The sequence below is a fragment of the Clavibacter zhangzhiyongii genome, assembly GCF_014775655.1.
Taxonomy (GTDB): Bacteria; Actinomycetota; Actinomycetes; order Actinomycetales; family Microbacteriaceae; genus Clavibacter; species Clavibacter zhangzhiyongii.
In genome coordinates this window covers 2,206,013-2,222,270 of the sequence record NZ_CP061274.1, presented here as the reverse complement: position 1 = coordinate 2,222,270, position 16,258 = coordinate 2,206,013, and the positions used below count along the sequence as shown (strand labels likewise).

Annotated in this window: 13 protein-coding genes; 9 read left to right on the top strand and 4 right to left on the bottom strand. The window is 75.1% G+C overall.

Annotated features, from left to right (window positions below; genetic code table 11):
- Window positions 1–117 precede the first annotated feature (117 nt).
- The 3 genes from H9X71_RS10535 to H9X71_RS10525 are packed head-to-tail and all read left to right on the top strand — an operon-like array spanning window position 118 to window position 5,650.
- A complete protein-coding gene (locus H9X71_RS10535; RefSeq protein ID WP_191147048.1) occupies window positions 118–1,728 on the top strand; it encodes a pyridoxal phosphate-dependent decarboxylase family protein in 1,611 nt (536 codons plus the stop codon).
- Entirely contained in the window at window positions 1,725–3,095 is a 1,371-nt protein-coding gene (locus H9X71_RS10530) for a lysine N(6)-hydroxylase/L-ornithine N(5)-oxygenase family protein (protein ID WP_191147047.1), read from the top strand. Before H9X71_RS10535 ends, H9X71_RS10530 begins: the two co-directional genes overlap by 4 nt.
- Complete coding sequence (locus H9X71_RS10525) at window positions 3,092–5,650, top strand: GNAT family N-acetyltransferase (protein WP_244961570.1); 2,559 nt, start codon at window positions 3,092–3,094, stop codon at window positions 5,648–5,650. Before H9X71_RS10530 ends, H9X71_RS10525 begins: the two co-directional genes overlap by 4 nt.
- 105 nt (window positions 5,651–5,755) lie before the next feature.
- On the opposite strand, the gene H9X71_RS10520 is transcribed toward H9X71_RS10525, so the two are convergent.
- Together H9X71_RS10520 and H9X71_RS10515 are read right to left on the bottom strand one after the other, a co-directional pair.
- Complete coding sequence (locus tag H9X71_RS10520) at window positions 5,756–6,211, bottom strand: Hsp20/alpha crystallin family protein (protein ID WP_191147046.1); 456 nt, start codon at window positions 6,209–6,211, stop codon at window positions 5,756–5,758.
- A gap of 122 nt (window positions 6,212–6,333) precedes the next feature.
- Window positions 6,334–6,684 carry a hypothetical protein gene (locus tag H9X71_RS10515; RefSeq protein WP_053774872.1) on the bottom strand — a complete coding sequence of 117 codons (351 nt, stop codon included), beginning with the start codon at window positions 6,682–6,684 and terminating at the stop codon, window positions 6,334–6,336.
- A 128-nt stretch (window positions 6,685–6,812) separates the two neighbouring features.
- Between H9X71_RS10515 and H9X71_RS10510 the strand changes: the two genes are divergently transcribed.
- Window positions 6,813–7,505, top strand: a complete 693-nt coding sequence (locus tag H9X71_RS10510) for an SDR family oxidoreductase (protein ID WP_191147045.1) — start codon at window positions 6,813–6,815, stop codon at window positions 7,503–7,505.
- 16 nt (window positions 7,506–7,521) lie between these two features.
- On the opposite strand, the gene H9X71_RS10505 is transcribed toward H9X71_RS10510, so the two are convergent.
- Entirely contained in the window at window positions 7,522–8,691 is a 1,170-nt protein-coding gene (locus H9X71_RS10505) for an epoxide hydrolase family protein (protein WP_191147044.1), read from the bottom strand.
- A 92-nt stretch (window positions 8,692–8,783) separates the two neighbouring features.
- Between H9X71_RS10505 and H9X71_RS10500 the strand changes: the two genes are divergently transcribed.
- The 3 genes from H9X71_RS10500 to H9X71_RS10490 all read left to right on the top strand — a co-directional run bounded on the left by H9X71_RS10500 (window position 8,784) and on the right by H9X71_RS10490 (window position 11,566).
- Window positions 8,784–9,419 carry a MarR family winged helix-turn-helix transcriptional regulator gene (locus tag H9X71_RS10500; RefSeq protein ID WP_191147043.1) on the top strand — a complete coding sequence of 212 codons (636 nt, stop codon included), beginning with the start codon at window positions 8,784–8,786 and terminating at the stop codon, window positions 9,417–9,419.
- Window positions 9,416–10,369, top strand: a complete 954-nt coding sequence (locus tag H9X71_RS10495; protein ID WP_191147042.1) for an NmrA family NAD(P)-binding protein — start codon at window positions 9,416–9,418, stop codon at window positions 10,367–10,369. The genes H9X71_RS10500 and H9X71_RS10495 overlap by 4 nt, the downstream gene beginning before the upstream one ends.
- Window positions 10,370–10,546: 177 nt before the next feature.
- Window positions 10,547–11,566, top strand: a complete 1,020-nt coding sequence (locus H9X71_RS10490) for an NADP-dependent oxidoreductase (RefSeq protein WP_191147041.1) — start codon at window positions 10,547–10,549, stop codon at window positions 11,564–11,566.
- Here the strand turns inward: H9X71_RS10490 and H9X71_RS10485 are convergent.
- Window positions 11,511–12,776, bottom strand: coding sequence for a YihY/virulence factor BrkB family protein (locus tag H9X71_RS10485; protein ID WP_244961568.1), 1,266 nt, complete (start codon window positions 12,774–12,776; stop codon window positions 11,511–11,513). The two genes, H9X71_RS10490 and H9X71_RS10485, sit on opposite strands and share 56 nt — an antisense overlap.
- A gap of 107 nt (window positions 12,777–12,883) precedes the next feature.
- On the opposite strand from H9X71_RS10485, the gene H9X71_RS10480 reads away from it, so the two are divergent.
- Window positions 12,884–14,467, top strand: a complete 1,584-nt coding sequence (locus H9X71_RS10480; protein ID WP_191147040.1) for a CYTH and CHAD domain-containing protein — start codon at window positions 12,884–12,886, stop codon at window positions 14,465–14,467.
- A 22-nt stretch (window positions 14,468–14,489) separates the two neighbouring features.
- Window positions 14,490–16,223: a carboxylesterase/lipase family protein gene (locus H9X71_RS10475; RefSeq protein WP_191147039.1), complete on the top strand. Its 1,734-nt coding sequence runs from the start codon at window positions 14,490–14,492 to the stop codon at window positions 16,221–16,223.
- Window positions 16,224–16,258 lie beyond the last annotated feature (35 nt).

Genomic DNA, 16,258 nt, shown 5'->3' with positions numbered 1-16,258 from the left:
GTCGTCGTCGGCCGGGTTGCGCTCCCGTCCGAGCGCCCCCATATTAGGTGAGGCTTGCCTAACCAAACCGATGCTCGTGACCCGGACACGGCTCCCCATCGAACCGACGAAGGAACCATGACCCTCTCCCCGCACGTCTCCCTCCCGTCCGACCCCACCCTCGTCGGCGCCCGCGCCGACCCGCTCGCGGTGGGCACGGATCCCGCCGCCGAGCTGTTCTCCGACCGCTCGCTCCCGGGCTGGGACGCCGCCCTCCGCGCCGCCGCCGCGCGGGTGCGCGCCGCCGCCGGCCGTGCCGACGGGCCCTTCACCGGGATCACGCCGGACCGCCTCCGCGGCTCCTTCGCCGGGCTCGACCTCGACCGCCCGCTGGGCGGCCTCGACGCCGCCCTCGCCGAGCTCGACGACCTGTACCTCCGCGACGCCGTCTGGTTCCACGACCCGTCGTACGTCGCGCACCTCAACTGCCCGATCCTCATCCCGGCGCTCGCGGGCGAGCTCATCCTCTCCAGCGTCAACACGTCGATGGACACCTGGGACCAGAGCGCGGGCGCGACCCTCATCGAGCGCGCGCTCGTCGACTGGACCGCGGGTCGGATCGGGCTGGGCGACGACGCGGACGGCGTCTTCACGAGCGGCGGCAGCCAGTCGAACCTGGAGGCGCTGCTGCTCGCCCGCGACGAGGCGCTCGCCGTGCACGGGCTGGACCGCACGCACCTGCCGCGGCTGCGGATCCTCGTGAGCGAGGTCGGGCACTTCAGCGTCGAGAAGAGCGCCCGGATCCTCGGCCTCGCCCCCGACGCGGTGGTGCGCGTGCCCGCCGACGACGCCATGCGGATGCGCGTCGACGCCCTCGAGCAGGAGCTCGCGCGCTGCTACGCGGCGGGCCTCCTCCCCATCGCCGTGGTCGCGACCGCGGGCACCACCGACTTCGGCAGCGTCGACCCGCTGCCCGCGATCGGGAACGTGTGCCGGCGCGAGGGGATCTGGCTGCACGTCGACGCGGCGTACGGCGGCGGCCTCCTCGCGTCGCTCCGGCACCGCGACCTGCTGACGGGCATCGACCGCGCCGACTCGGTGACCGTCGACTACCACAAGACCTTCTTCCAGCCGGTGAGCTCGAGCGCGCTGATCGTGCGCGACGGCCGCACCCTCCGGCACGCGACCCTGCACGCCGACTACCTGAACCCCGCCGACCGGGCGCACGAGGAGATCCCGAACCAGGTCGACAAGTCGCTGCAGACCACACGGCGCTTCGACGCGCTCAAGCTGTGGCTCACGCTGCGGACGGTGGGCGCCGACGGGGTGGGGCGGATGCTCGACGATGTGATCGCGCTGGCCGACCGCACGTGGAGCGCGATGCGGCGGGACGCGGCGCTCGAGGTGGTGGTGCGGCCGGAGATCAGCGCGCTCGTCTTCCGGTACGTGCCGGCGGGGGAGCGCGACGGATCCGCGGGGCCCGGCGCGGCGGCCCGCTCGGGCGCCGTGAACCGCGGGATCCGCCAGGCGATCCAGGACTCGGGCCGCGCCATGGTCGCCGCCACGCGCGTCGGCGGGCGCGCGCACCTGAAGCTCACGCTGCTGAACCCGGCGACGACCGACGCGCACATCGCCGAGGTGCTGCGGATGGTGGTCGCGGCGGGGGACGCGATCGACGCCGGGCTGGGCGACGCCGGCGCCGACGCCGCCGGCCTCGCGGTCGACGCCGTCGCGGAGGCGGGCCGATGAGCGCCGCACCCGACCGGATCCGCGACGTCGTCGCCGTGGGCCTCGGCCCCGCGAACCTGGGGCTCGCGTGCCTCGCGGACCCGCTCGACCTCGACCTCGCGGTGCTCGAGCGGAAGCCCCGCTTCGACTGGCACCCCGGCATGATGCTGCCCACCGCGCACCTGCAGACGCCGTTCCTCGCCGACCTCGTGACGCTCGCGGATCCCACCTCGCGCTTCTCGTTCCTCGCGTACCTCAAGGACACCGGGCGGCTCTACTCCTTCTACATCCGCGAGGACTTCTTCGTGCTGCGCAGCGAGTACGTCGCGTACTGCCGGTGGGCGGCCGAGCGCGCGCGGGGGATCGAGCTCGACCGCGACGTGCGGGCCATCCGGTTCGACGAGGCCGACGGCGCGTACGTCGTCGAGTCGGTCGACGCCGCGGGCGGCCGGCACGTGCACCGGGGCCGGAACCTCGTCGTCGGCGTGGGCACGCCGCCGTGGCTGCCCGAGGCCGTGCGCGACCTGCCGGGGGTCGTGCACAGCTCCGGCTACCTCGGCGCCAAGGACGCGCTGCAGGAGCGGGACGCGATCACGGTCGTCGGCAGCGGGCAGAGCGCGGCGGAGATCTACCGCGACCTGCTCGAGGACGTGGACGCGCGCGGCTACCGGCTCGACTGGATCACGCGGTCGCCCAGGTTCTTCCCGCTCGAGTACACGCGCCTCACGCTGGAGATGACGAGCCCCGAGTACAGCGACCACTTCTTCGGCCTGCCCGCCGACGCGCGCGACGTGCTGCTGCGCGAGCAGCGGAACCTCTACAAGGGGATCGACTCGGAGCTCATCGACGACGTGTTCGCGACGCTCTACCGGAAGCGGCTGGCCTTCGACGCGCTCCGGGCGGAGGGGCGGCTTGCGCCCGGGGGCGACGCGGGATCCGGCGTGCCGACGCGGCTCCTCACCAACGCCGAGGTCGTGTCGTCGCACGCGACCCCCGACGGCGGCGCGGTGCTCGGGCTGCGGCACGCGGAGACGGGTGCGGAGCGGGAGTGGCCCACGGGCGCGGTGATCATGGCGAGCGGGTACGACGCGCAGGCCCCCGGGATCCTCGACGGGCTCGGCGACCGCGTGCACCGCGACGCGCGGGGTCGGCTCGACGTGGCGCGCGAGCACACGGTCGACGACGCCGGGACGCTCTTCGTGCAGAACGCCGAGGTGCACACGCACGGCTTCGTCGCGCCCGACCTCGGCATGACCGCGCATCGCAACTCGCGGATCCTCCGCGCGATCACGGGGCGGGAGCCGTACCCGGTGGAGGCGCGGATCGCGTTCCAGGAGTTCGGGCTGCCGGACGACGTGCCCGCCGCCGGATCCGGGGTGCTCGCGTGAGCGCGCCCGCGCCGGCCGATGCCGTGGTCGCGCCCCGCTACCCGCTCGCGATGCGCCCGCTCGACCCCGACGGCGACGCGGCGCTCGTGCACGCCTGGGTCGCCGCGCCGCGCGCCCGCTTCTGGCAGATGGAGCACGCGACCCTCGACGACGTGCGCGCCGAGTACGCGGGCCTCGCCGCGGATCCCTCCCGCGCGGCGTGGATCGGCCTGCACGACGGCGCCCCCGCGTTCCTCGTCGAGGCCTACGACCCGGCCGACGATCCCGTCGGCGCGCACCTCGACCCGCTCCCCGGCGACCGTGGCATGCACCTGCTCGTCGCCCCGCCGGCCGGCGACCCGCTGCCCGGGTTCACGACGGCGGTCATGCGGCACGTCGTCGCGCACCTGCTGCGTGATCCCGGCGTGCGTCGCCTGGTCGTCGAGCCGGACGTCCGCAACGCGGCGATCCAGCGCCTCAACGCGCGCCTCGGCTTCCGTCCGCTCCGCGTCGTCGACCTCGGCACCAAGCAGGCGCTCCTCAGCGTCGTCGACCGCGACGACGCCCTCCTCCCGCACACCCCTCCGACGGACGGACATCCGATGACCCTGACCCACGACCCCGCGACCGACCACGACCGCGACCGCGATCGTCTCGCCGACCGGCTCCGCCCCGCCGGCGCCGAGCACGCCACGGCCGCCACGCCCGCGGTCGCCGCATCCGCCGCCGCCGAGCCCGACCCCCGGGTCCACCGTGCCGACCACCTCCGGCCCGACGCCTGGGCCGCCGCCACCCGCCACCTCGTGCGGAAGGCGCTCGCCGAGTTCGCGCACGAGCTGCTCATCGAGCCCGAGCGCGTGGATCCGCCGCGGGCGCCCGGCGAGCCCCGGATCCCGCACGACCCGCGGAGCTGGGCCCGGTTCCGCGTCGCCAGCGCCGACGGCCGGAGTGCGTACGCCTACCGCGCCCGCATCCTCGAGCTCGACCACTGGGACGTCGACGAGGCGAGCATCCGCCGCACGGTCGACGGGGAGCCCGCGGCGCTCGACGCCGTCGACCTCGTGCTCGACCTCCGCGACCGGCTCGGCATCACCGACGAGGTCCTGCCCGTCTACCTCGACGAGATCCAGAGCACGCTCTCCGCCGCCGCGTTCTCGCGCCTGCGCGACGTGCCCGACGCGCGCGGCCTCCTCACCGCGTCCTACGCCGAGGTGGAGTCGACGATGGACGAGGGCCACCCCTGCTTCGTCGCGACCAACGGCCGCATCGGCTTCGACCTCGACGACCACGACCGGTACGCGCCCGAGGCGGGGGAGGACGTGCGGATCCTGTGGCTCGCCGTGCACGAGCGCCTCGCGCACTTCGCCGGCGTCGAGGGCCTCGACCGGGAGGCGTTCCTCGACGCGGAGCTCGGCCTCATCGTCCGCGACCGGTTCCGCGCCCGCATGGCCGATCTCGGCGTCGACCCGGCGGATCGCGTGCTCGTGCCGGTGCACCCCTGGCAGTGGGAGAACGTCGTGACGGTGACCTTCGCCGGTCTCGTCGCCACCCGCGACATCGTGCTCCTCGGCACGGGCGACGACGAGTACGGCGCCCAGCAGTCCATCCGCACCTGGGCCAACCGCACGAGCCCGGAGCGGTGCTACGTGAAGACCTCGCTCTCGATCCTCAACATGGGGTTCACGCGCGGGCTGTCCCCGGCCTACATGGCCGTGACCCCGGCCATCAACGACTGGGTGCACGCGCTCGTCGAGGGCGACGCGGAGTTCGCGCGGCTCGGGTTCGGGATCCTCCGCGAGGTCGCGTCCGTCGGCGTCCGGGACGCCCGCGTCGACTCCGCCCTGCCGCCCGGGCACCCCCACGGGAAGATGCTGTCCGCGCTCTGGCGGGAGTCGCCCGTGCCGGGCCTCGCGGAGGGCGAGCGGCTGATGAGCATGACGAGCCTGCTCCACGTCGACGCGCAGGGGGCGAGCGTGCTGGGCGCGCTCATCGACGCGTCCGGGATCGGCGCGGCCGCGTGGATCCGCCGCTGGCTCGACGCGTACCTCGTGCCCCTCGCGCACGCGCTCCTCGCGCACGACCTCGCGTTCATGCCGCACGGCGAGAACGTGATCCTCGTCCTGCGCGACCACGTCGTCGTCCGCGTGCTGATGAAGGACATCGCCGAGGAGGTCGCCCTCTTCGACATGGAGCGCGAGCTGCCGGATGACGTGCGGCGGATCCGTCTCGACTTCCCCGAGGACGAGCGCACCCTCACGGTCTTCACCGACGTGATGGACGGCTTCCTCCGCTTCGCCGCGGCGCTCGTCGAGGACCGCGACGACCTCCGCCCCGACGGCCTGTGGCGCGTGGCGGCGGAGGCGCTCGCCGACCACGAGCGCGCCCACCCGGAGCTCGCCGAGGCCATCGCCCGCTTCGACCTGTTCACGCCGTCGTTCGACCGCTCGTGCCTCAACCGGCTGCAGCTGCGCGACAACCGGCGCATGGTCGACCTGCAGGCGCCGGTGATGCAGGTCCACGGGTCGCTGCGCAACCCGCTCGCGATCCACCGGGGTCTGCGGCCGCGCATCGGCTGACGCGACGGGCCGGCCGGGTGCGCGCCCGGACGTGCGAGGAGCCGCCGCCCGCTGGTGCGGACGACGGCTCCTCGTCGTGGCGGCGCCGCGCGGGCGCCCGGTGGATCAGCTCGCGCTCGCGCCCTGCTCCACCGTCAGCGTGCGGCCCTCCTGGCCCTGCGGCTCGTCGGACGTGACCGCGATCTTGCGCGGCTTCGCCCGCTCGCTCACCGGGATGGTGACGCTCAGCACGCCGTTGGCGTAGTGCGCCGAGATGCGCTCGGTGTCGATGCCCTGGCCGAGCGTCAGCTGGCGGAGGAACGTGCCGGCGACGCGCTCGCGCGTGAGCCAGCGGACGTTCTGATCGCCGGCGAGGGTGCGCTCGGCGCGGATGGTCAGCAGCTGGCCGTCCACGTCGATGTCGACCGAGCCCGGGTCGATGCCCGGGAGGTCGGCGGCCAGCACGTAGGTGTCGCCCTCGCGGTGCAGGTCGATGGGCATCGGCCGGTTCGCCTGGCGGGTCTCGGCCAGGGCGCCCATGGCGCGGTCCAGCTCGCGGAACGGATCGAAGGTCATGTTCATGCTCGACTCCTCTGATGATCTGTGGGGTTGAGCCCCCTCGGCTCAACTACGTCGAGATTAGCACTCGGGGCAGGCGAGTGCCAAGCCGTTCGCCGAGGGCGAATGTCGGCCTGACCACCTCTTCAAGCGCGTCGGCGGAGGTCGCGCTCCATGCGGCCGATGAGGGTCCAGACGGCGCGCGAGAGGTCCGGGTGCTCCAGCGCGATCCCGCGCAGCAGCCGGTACTCGAAGCGCGCGACGACTCCCGGCGCGGTCGACGGGTGCCGCACGCGGGCGAGCTCCTCCGCCATCCCGTCGGCCTCGAGCGCGTCCTGGCGGAGGGTCGCCACCACGTGCTCGTCCACGGTCGGCAGCTGCGGGATGACCTCCCATGGGTCGTCGCCGTTCCGGCAGCGGTGCTCGATCACGGCGTCCAGCTCGTCGCGGGCCTCCTGGCGCAGCACCTCGAGGCTGGCGGGGAAGCGGGCGTGCACGGGCGGATCCTCTCGGGCGGCGGGCCGCTCGGCGGCGGACCCCTTCACGCTACGTCATGCCCCCGGCAGCGCCGGACGGGTGGCAGGATGCCGTCGGTAGCCTGGAGGACCGCGACCCAGGAGGATCCATGTCCGACACCGCCCGCCCCGTCGCCCTCGTCACGGGGGCCACCCGCGGCATCGGCCGCGCCGTCGCCCAGGACCTCGGCCGCACCCATCGCGTCATCGTGCACGGCCGTGACCGCGACGCCGTGGACGCCCTCGCCGCCGCGCTGCCGGACGCCGTCGGCTGGGCCGCCGACCTCGCCGCGGGCGGCCTCGCCGACCTCGTGCCCGACCTCGACCGCCTCGACGTGCTCGTGCACTCGGCCGGCGTGATCGGCGGCGACGCCGTCGACCGGACGCCCGTCGAGGAGTGGCGCCGCGTGTTCGAGGTCAACGTCTTCGCGGTCGCCGATGTCACCCGCGCGCTCCTGCCCGCGCTCCGGGCAGCCGGCGGGCAGGTCGTGCTCGTCAACTCCGGATCCGGCTTCACGGCGAACCCCACGGGCGGCGTCTACGCGGGATCCAAGTTCGCCCTGCGCGCCCTCGGCGACGCCCTCCGCGAGGAGGAGCGCCCGCACGGCGTGCGCGTCTCGAGCGTGCACCCGGGCCGCGTCGCGACCGACATGCAGCGCGAGCTCCGCGCCAAGGAGGGCGGCGAGTACGACGAGACGCGGTACCTCGAGCCGGCGTCCGTCGCGCGCGCCGTGCGGCTCGTCGTCGACCAGACGCGCGACGGCACGGTCGAGTCGGTGTCGCTGCGGCCGTTCGGGGGCTGAGCCGTCGGGTCGCGGCTCAGCGCCCGCGGAACGTCGCCCGGATGTCGTCCACCAGCGGCCCCGGCTGCTCGAGCAGCGCGAAGTGCCCGCCGCGCTCGACCTCGTGGAAGAGCACGAGGTCCGCGTACCGGCGCTCCGCCCAGCGGCGCGAGCGGCGCACGTACTCGCCCGGCATGATGCTGAGGCCCGTCGGCACCGTGATCGGCTCGTCGACCGTGCCGGGCGTCGCCCAGCCGACCTGCGCCGACTCCCAGTAGAAGCGCGCCGCGGAGGCCGCCGTGCCGGGCAGCCAGTACAGCATCACGTCGTCGAGGATCTCGTCGAGCGGGAAGAGCGCCTCGGCGTCGCCGTGCTCGTCGTGGGATCCGCCGACGTCCTGGAACATGGCGTGGATCCACGCGGCGAGTCCCGCGGGGGAGTCCTGGAGCGCGTAGCCGACGGTCTGCGGCCGGGTCGACATCATCTGCGAGTAGCCGGACAGCTGCTGCCGGTAGTGCCCGGTCTCCGCCATCATCCGCCGCTCCTCGTCGGTGGCGTCGCGCATCTCGTCGTCCGTCGGCATGAAGGTCGCCATGTTGAGGTGGATCCCGCGGAGCCCGATGCCCTCCCGGGCCTCGAGCGCCGCGAGCTCGGACGTGACGGTCGCGCCGAGGTCGCCGCCCTGCGCGTACCAGGCCTCGTAGCCGAGCCGGCGCATGAGCTCGGCCCACGCGCGGGCGGTGCGGCGCGCGCCCCAGCCGGTGCCGGTCGGCTTCCCGGAGAAGCCGAAGCCGGGGAGGCTCGGGAGGACGACGTGGAAGGCGTCCTCCGCGGATCCGCCGTGCGCGACCGGATCGGTGAGGGGCCCGACCGCGTGCCGGAACTCCAGCACCGAGCCCGGCCAGCCGTGCGTGAGGATCAGCGGGCGCGCGCCCGGCTCGGGGGAGCGGACGTGCAGGAAGTGGATCCCCAGCCCGTCGATCTCGGTCGTGTGCTGCCCCCACCCGTTGAGGAGCTCCTCGGTGCGGCGCCAGTCGTATCCGTCGACCCAGCGGTCGACGAGCCGCCGCATGCGCGCGAGCTGCGGTCCCTGCGAGGTGTCGTCGACGGTCTCGGGCTCGGGCCAGCGCGTGGCGAGGAGGCGGCGGCGGAGGTCGTCGAGGTCGGCCTCGGGGACGTCGAGGCGGAAGGGGGTGATGGCGGGCATGCGCGGCTCCGATCGGGTCGTGGGGCGCAGCCGATGCCTGCGCTAAGAGATGATCTTCGCACAAGACGATAAAAGTCGGATACGATCTCGGCATGACCTCCTCCGCCGTGACCCGCGCCCACGACCGCGTCGACCCCGACGAGGACGCCTCCGGCATCGACTGGGGCTCCGGCGGCATCGAGACGCAGTTCGGCTGGTCCATCCAGGCCGTCTACCAGGGCTTCGCGCGCACCGCGCAGACCGCCGTGGCCGACGTGCCGGGCGGCCCGCGCGGGTACCAGGTGCTCGTCGCGATCACCACGGAGGAGCCGTCGTCGCAGCTCGCGCTGGCGCAGCGCCTCGGCATCGACAAGACGCAGATGACCTACGTGATCGACGCGCTCGCCGAGGGCGGGCACGTCGAGCGGCAGCCGCACCCGCGCGACCGGCGGATCCGCCAGGTCCTCCCGACCGATGCCGGGCGCGCCCTCCTGGCCACGGCCCGCGTCGCGCTCGGCGAGGTGGAGGACGCCCTGATGCGCGACCTCGCGCCCGACGAGCGCACCGCCCTCCGGCGCCTCCTCGCCCGCGTCGCGCTCGGCATCGGCGAGGCCCCCGACGCGGCGTCCGCCGCCGCGACCTCCGCCGCCGACGAGCCCGACGCCGCGCGCCTCGAGCAGCCCGTCGCCGCCCCCCACCGCTCGCGCCGCTCGGCGCGCCGCACCACCCGAGATGGAGAACCCGCATGAGCACCCCGATCCCCGCTTCCCCCGCATCCGGATCCGCCCCCGTCGTCGTCGCCGGCGCGACCGGCGACCTCGGCCGCCGCATCGTCCGCGAGCTGCTCGCGGCCGGGGCGCGCGTCCGCGTCCTTACCCGCCCCGGCAGCACCGCGGCCGCCGAGGCGTGGGGCGACGACCCCCGCGTCGAGGTCGTCGAGGCCGCGTACACCGACCGGGCCGCGCTGATCCGCGCGGTGGCCGGCGCGCGCGTCGTCGTCTCCGCCGTGAGCGGGGCGCGCTCCGTGATCGTGGGGGCGCAGCGCGCGCTCCTCGCGGCCACCGTCGCCGCCGGCGTCCCGCGCTTCGTCCCCTCGGACTACTCCTCCGACTACCGCCGCGTCACGCCGGGCAGCAACCGCAACTTCGAGCTGCGCCGCGAGTTCGCGGCCGACCTCGACGCGGCCCCCGTGCGCGCCACCTCCGTGCTCAACGGCGCCTTCGCCGACATGCTCACCGGGCAGGCGCCCATCGTGCTGTTCGACCGCCGCCGCGTCCTCTACTGGTCCTCCGCCGACCAGGTGCTCGACTTCACGACCAAGGACGACACGGCCCGCGTGACGGCGCTCGTCGCGCTCGACGACGACGCGCCGCGCGTGGTCGAGGTCGCGGGCGACCGGGTCACCGCCCGGGACCTCGCGCGCATCATGACGGAGATCACGGGCACCCCCTTCGCGCTGCAGTGGGCCGGCACCACGGGCGTCCTCGGCGCGGCGAGCAGGGCCATGCGCCGGGTCGGGCGCGACGAGCAGGAGACGTTCCCCGCCTGGCAGGGGATGCAGTACCTCGTGAGCATGTACAGCGGCGAGGCGGAGCTGCGCCACGTCGACCTCGAGCGCTTCGGCGACCACACCTGGACGGGCGTGCGCGACGTGCTCGCCGCGCACGTCGCGAGCCGCGCGACGACGACGGCCGCCTAGCCGCGACCCCGCGGGGTGCACGACGGGGTGGCGGACGCGGCGACGCGCCCGGCCGCCCCGTCACGAGGCCACGGCTCGCTGGGTGCCGCGTCCAGCAGGCGGTGGTTGGGTGGGGCCGCGCCACGAGCGCCGCGGGCCGGCCGTCCGACCGCCCGCACCCCCGAACGAAGGAGACCCATGACTGCACGCAGCATCCAGTGGCAGCTGGCGAAGCGCCCCACCGGCGAGCCCACCCCCGACGACGTCCGCCGCGTCGAGGTCGACCTCCCCGACCTCCAGGACGGCGAGGTCCGCGTCGAGAACGAGTTCGTCTCCGTCGACCCCTACATGCGCGGCCGCATGAACGACGTCCCCTCCTACGTGCCGCCGTTCCAGCTCGACGAGGCCATGACCGGATCCGCGGTCGGCCGCGTCGTCGAGTCCCGCTCCGACGAACTCGCCGTCGGCGCCCTCGTCAGCCACATGCTCGGCTGGCGCGACGTCGCGCAGGGCCAGGCGGGCGCGTTCCGCCCCGTCCCCGAGGTCCCCGGCGTCGCCTCCTCCGCCCACCTCGGCGTGCTCGGCCTCACGGGCCTCACCGCCTACGTCGGCCTCACCCGCATCGCCTCCATCCAGGAGGGCGACGTCGTCTTCGTCTCCGGCGCGGCCGGCGCGGTGGGCTCGATGGTCGGCCAGATCGCCCGCCTGCTCGGCGCCTCGCGCGTCGTGGGCAGCGCGGGATCCGCGGAGAAGGTCGAGCGCCTCACCTCGCACCTCGGCTTCGACGCCGCGTTCGACTACCACGGCGGCGACCTCGACGGGAAGCTCGCGGAGGCGGCGCCCGACGGCATCGACCTCTACTTCGACAACGTCGGCGGCGACCACCTCTCCGCCGCGCTCGGCGCCCTCAACGACTTCGGCCGCGTCGCCAACTGCGGGTCGATCTCGACCTACAACTCCACCGGCGAGGAGGTCGCGATCCGCAACACGGGCCGCATCGTCACGCGCGGCCTCACGCTCCGCGGCTTCACCCTCGGCAACCACCAGGACCTCGCGCCCGAGTTCGCGTCGAAGATGGGCCCGTGGCTCTCCGAGGGGCGGATCACCGCCGACGAGACCGTGGTCGACGGCATCGACCGCGCGTTCGAGGCCTTCACCGGCCTCATGCGCGGCGAGAACGTCGGGAAGATGGTCGTGCGGACCAGCGTCTCCGCCTGACCCGCACCTCCCGGGTGTCGTCCTCGGGGAGCGTCGGCGGCGCGTCCGCCCGGCGCTCCCCGTCGTCGTCCCCGGGCGCGCCCGTCGGGTTCCGCGCCTCGCGCAGCCGCCGCCCCTCGTCCTCGAGGAGCGCGCGGCGGCGGGCGAGGCGCTCGGCGCGCGTCGTGTCCCGCACGGGCAGCCGCAGCGCGTGCTCCGCGGGGATCCCCGCCTGCAGCTGCCGGGCGCGGATGATCTCCACGTCGAGCTCGCCGCCCAGCACGAGCGACAGGTTCCCGATGTAGAGCCACAGCAGCAGCACGATCACCGCGCCGAGCACCCCGTAGGTCGACTCGTAGGTCGCGATCCGCGTCACGTACGCGACGAAGCCGGCCGTGCCGAGGCCCCACGCGACGATGGCGACGAGGCTGCCCCAGGTGAGCAGGTCCACCCGGCGACGGCGCAGGTTCGGGGTCGCCGCGTACAGCACCCCGATGATCCCCGTCAGCAGCACCACGAGCAGCGGCCACTTGAGCACCGCCCACACCACGAGGGTCGTGTCGCCGAGGCCCAGGTGCTGGCCGAGCGCCCGGGCGCCCTCGTCCGTGAGGAGCAGCATGCCGACCATCACGACGCTCACGACCAGCAGCACGATCGTCACCACCAGCATCAGCGCCCGGTACTTCACGAGCGGGCGCCCCTCCTCGGTCTCCTGCACGCGGTTCATCGCGCGGCCGAACGCGGTGACGTAGGCGGCCGAGGTCCAGACCGCGCCGAGGGAGCTGACGGCGAAGGCGATGCCCGAGCGCGGACCGTCGGCGAGCTGCTCGACGGGGTCGCGGATCACGTCCACCGCGGAGTCGCCGAGCACGGCCGTGAGCACGCGCAGCACGCCCTCGACGCCCGCGCGCGTGTCGCCGACGAGGCCGATGAGGCTGAGCACGGCGACCGCGGCCGGGACGAGCGAGAGCGTGGAGTAGAACGTGAGGCTGGCGGCCGTGTCGATGCCGCGGTGCTTCATGAAGCCGTAGACGGCGCGGCGGCTGGCGTACCAGCCGAGCTCGCGGCCGATCCGCTGGCGGCGGTGCAGCGCGCGGTCGTCGACGCCGCCGCCCGGACGGACCGCGTCGGCCGCGTCGTCGCCCGCGAGCGCGGCGGGGCCCAGCGCGGCGATCCGCTCGCGGGCGAGGTCGGCGGCGCGGGTGGCGGCGGCGGTCGGGCGGACGGGCATGCCTGCCAGTCTGACCCACCGCCCGGGCCCCGCCGCTCCCGGGCCCCGCCGCTCCCGGGGCGCGCGGCGGCTGGCCGCGGTCGGGCCGGGTGCGCTACACAGGGGGGATGGTGCACACGGAGTCCGTCGAGATCGAGCGCAAGTACGACGTCCCGGACGGGGTGCCCGTCCCGGCCTTCGCGGGGATCGAGGGGATCGCCGAGGCGCGGCCCGCTGACCCCGTGACGCTCGTCGCCGTCTACCTCGACACCGCGGACCACGCGCTCGCCGACCGCCGCATGGTCCTCCGCCGCCGCGAGGGCGGGCACGACGCCGGCTGGCACGTGAAGCTCCCGGCCGACGGGGGAGAGGGCCGCACCGAGCTCGGCTGGCCGCTCGCCGAGGGCGACGACGACGGCGGCGCGATCCCCGGACCGGTGCTCGACCAGGTCGCCGTGCACGTGCGCGGCCGCGAGCTCACGCCGCTCGCGCGCCTCGAGACCGTGCGCACCATCGTCACGCTGCACGACGCCGACGGCCGCGCGGTCGCGGAGTTCGCGGACGACCGGGTCACCGGATCCGACGTCCGCGGCGGCACCGTGCGTGCCTGGCACGAGTGGGAGGTGGAGCTGCTGCCCGACGCGCCCGCGAAGCGGAAGCAGCGCACGGCCCTCCTCGACCGCATCGAGCAGCACGTCCTCGACGCGGGCGGCCGCCCGTCCGACAGCGCCTCGAAGCTCGCGCGGGCGCTCGGCGCCGACGCGCTCGGCCGGCAGGCGCCCGCGGGACCCGCGCTGCCGGATCCCGCGACGCTCACGAAGGACAGCCCCGCGTCGGAGGTGGCGCGCGCGGTCCTCGCCCGCGGCGTCCGCGACCTCGTCGCCGCCGACCCGCGCGTCCGCGCCGACGAGCACGACGCCGTGCACCGGATGCGCGTCGCCGTGCGCCGCCTCCGCAGCGCCCTCCGCACCCACCAGGACGTGGTCGACCCCGCCGCCACCGCGGCCGTCCGCGCCGAGCTCACCGCGCTCGGGGCCGTCCTCGGCGACGCCCGCGACATGGAGGTCCTGCGCGACCGCGTGGTGTGGTCGGTGGTCGAGCACGACACCGAGACCGTCCCCGACCACGTCGGCGACGCCCTGCACGACGTCCTCGACGAGCGCTACCACCGCGCCCGCGAGCGCGTGATCCGCTCCCTCTCCTCCGCGCGCTACGTCGCCCTGCTCGACGAGCTCGACCGGCTGGTGGCTGATCCGCCGCTCACCCACGACGCGAGCGCCCCGGCCGGCCCCGCCCTGCACGCCGCGCTCCGTCGCGACGCGGAGCGGGTCGGCCGCCGGGCCGCCGTCGCGCAGGAGGCGGTCGGCGAGGCCGCGCGCACGGAGGCGCTGCACGAGGTCCGCAAGGCCGCGAAGCGCCTCCGCTACGCCGCGGAGGAGGTCAGCGGCCGCACCGTCACGGTGCTCGGGCGGAAGACGATGCGGCTCGCCACCGCCGCCGAGGAGGTGCACGACGAGCTCGGCGAGCACCGCGACGGCCTCGCCATGCAGCGGCTCCTCCGCGAGGAGGCGAAGCGGCTCACGGCGCGCGGCGAGGGCGCCTTCGCGCTCGGCGTGCTGCACGAGGCCGAGCGGCTGCGCACCGAGTCCGCGCTGTGGCGGGCGCAGCGGGCGCTCGAGCAGCTGCTCGCCACCCCCGTCCCGGGAGCGTGAGACCGGCTCGTAGACTCGTCGGGTGACCCCCGACGCCGATCCGCCCACCCCGGCGTACGACCCGTCGGAGCTCGACGTCCGGGTCACGGGCGGCACCGTCCGCGGCGTGCGCGAGCGCGGCGTCGAGGCGTGGCGCGGGATCCCGTTCGCCGCCCCGCCCCGCGGCGACCTCCGCTTCCGGGCGCCGCAGCCCGTGGTCGGCTGGGAGGGCGCGCGCTTCGCCCAGCACTTCGGCAAGGTCGCGCCGCAGGTCAGCGCCGGCGCGTTCATGGGCGCGCCGCAGGGCACGCCGATGGGCGAGGACTGCCTCACCGTCAACGTCATCGCGCCGTCCGGGCTGAGCCCCGACGCGGCGCGCGTCAACCGCGAGTCGCAGCTGCGTCCCGTCATGGTCTTCATCCACGGCGGCGCCTACGTCGTCGGATCCTCGCGGGAGAACCCCGTGCAGGGCGAGGGGCTCGTGCGCCAGGGCGGCATCGTCTACGTGAGCTTCAACTACCGGCTCGGCGCGCTCGGCTACCTCGACTTCAGCCGCTACTCCACGCCCGAGCGCCCCATCGAGTCGAACCTCGGCCTCCGCGACCAGGTGCAGGCGCTCCAGTGGGTGCGCGACAACATCCGCGCGTTCGGCGGAGATCCTTCGAACGTCACCGTCTTCGGCGAGAGCGCGGGCGGCAACGCCGTCACGACCCTCATGGCGGTGCCCGCGGCGCACGGCCTGTTCGCCCGCGCCATCGCGCAGAGCTCGCCCACCAACGCCATCTACCCGGCCGAGCAGACGGCCCGCTGGGCGGAGCAGTTCGTCGAGCTCCTCGCCGACCGGGCGGGCCGCACGCCGAGCGACGCCGAGGCCCTGCGACTCCTCACGGCGGCCAGCTCCTCCACCCTCGCCGCGGCCGCGAACGAGCTCATGGTCCGCACGCCCGACCAGGAGCCCGGCACCATCACGTTCAGCCCCGTGATCGACGGCGACGTGCTGCCGGAGCGCCCGCTCGACGCGTTCAAGCACGGGCGGGCGGCGCGCGTGCCGCTCATCATCGGCACGAACGAGCGCGAGGGGTCGCTCTTCACGGGCCGGCTCGACATCCTCGCCACGACGCCCGAGCGGATCGAGGCGGTGTTCGCCAAGACCGACGAGGAGCACCGCGAGGAGCTGGCGGCGCTCTACCCGGGGCTGCCCAAGCGCCGCGCCGCCCTCGACTTCGGCGGCGACTACGCCTTCTGGTTCCCGTCCGTGAAGGTCGCCGAGCGCCACGCCCGCTACGCGCCCGTGCACTTCTACCGCTTCGACATCGCGCCCCGCCTCGTGCGGCTCATGGGCCTCGACGCCACGCACGGGCTCGAGCTCTTCGCGCTGTTCGACCGCATGGACTCCCTGGTCGGCCGCGGAATGACGCTGCTCGGCGGCCGGCGCGCGTTCGTCGCGGCGGGCGAGCGGATGCGGATCGCCTGGCTCCGCTTCGCGCAGGACGGCACGGTCGACGAGTCGTGGCCCGCGTACGTCGGCGACGACGAGGACGCGCTGCGCGACCTCGACGAGGACGACGACGCCACGGCCGGCACGGGCTCGCCGGGGGAGCGCGGCCCGTCCCGCCCGGGATCCGGCCCCCGCCCGCCGCGCGTGCGGCCCGGCGGCATCCGCGACCGCGGCCCCCGCCGTCGCGCCACCCTCGTCTTCGACGTGGTCGACCGCATCGAGCACGACCCGCACGCCGACCGCCGCGTCGCGTGGCGCGACTTCGTCCCCCACATCTGACCCGCGCCGGCGGCACCGGATGTTCATCCGACCGC

What these genes read in the sequence shown, in the direction of transcription:
- H9X71_RS10535 (WP_191147048.1), top strand. Translation starts at nt 118, where the DNA reads ATGACCCTCTCCCCGCACGTCTCCCTCCCGTCCGACCCCACCCTCGTC.
- H9X71_RS10530 (WP_191147047.1), top strand. Translation starts at nt 1,725, where the DNA reads ATGAGCGCCGCACCCGACCGGATCCGCGACGTCGTCGCCGTGGGCCTC.
- H9X71_RS10520 (WP_191147046.1), bottom strand. Translation starts at nt 6,211, where the DNA reads ATGAACATGACCTTCGATCCGTTCCGCGAGCTGGACCGCGCCATGGGC.
- H9X71_RS10510 (WP_191147045.1), top strand. Translation starts at nt 6,813, where the DNA reads ATGTCCGACACCGCCCGCCCCGTCGCCCTCGTCACGGGGGCCACCCGC.
- H9X71_RS10505 (WP_191147044.1), bottom strand. Translation starts at nt 8,691, where the DNA reads ATGCCCGCCATCACCCCCTTCCGCCTCGACGTCCCCGAGGCCGACCTC.
- H9X71_RS10500 (WP_191147043.1), top strand. Translation starts at nt 8,784, where the DNA reads ATGACCTCCTCCGCCGTGACCCGCGCCCACGACCGCGTCGACCCCGAC.
- H9X71_RS10495 (WP_191147042.1), top strand. Translation starts at nt 9,416, where the DNA reads ATGAGCACCCCGATCCCCGCTTCCCCCGCATCCGGATCCGCCCCCGTC.
- H9X71_RS10490 (WP_191147041.1), top strand. Translation starts at nt 10,547, where the DNA reads ATGACTGCACGCAGCATCCAGTGGCAGCTGGCGAAGCGCCCCACCGGC.
- H9X71_RS10485 (WP_244961568.1), bottom strand. Translation starts at nt 12,776, where the DNA reads ATGCCCGTCCGCCCGACCGCCGCCGCCACCCGCGCCGCCGACCTCGCC.
- H9X71_RS10480 (WP_191147040.1), top strand. Translation starts at nt 12,884, where the DNA reads ATGGTGCACACGGAGTCCGTCGAGATCGAGCGCAAGTACGACGTCCCG.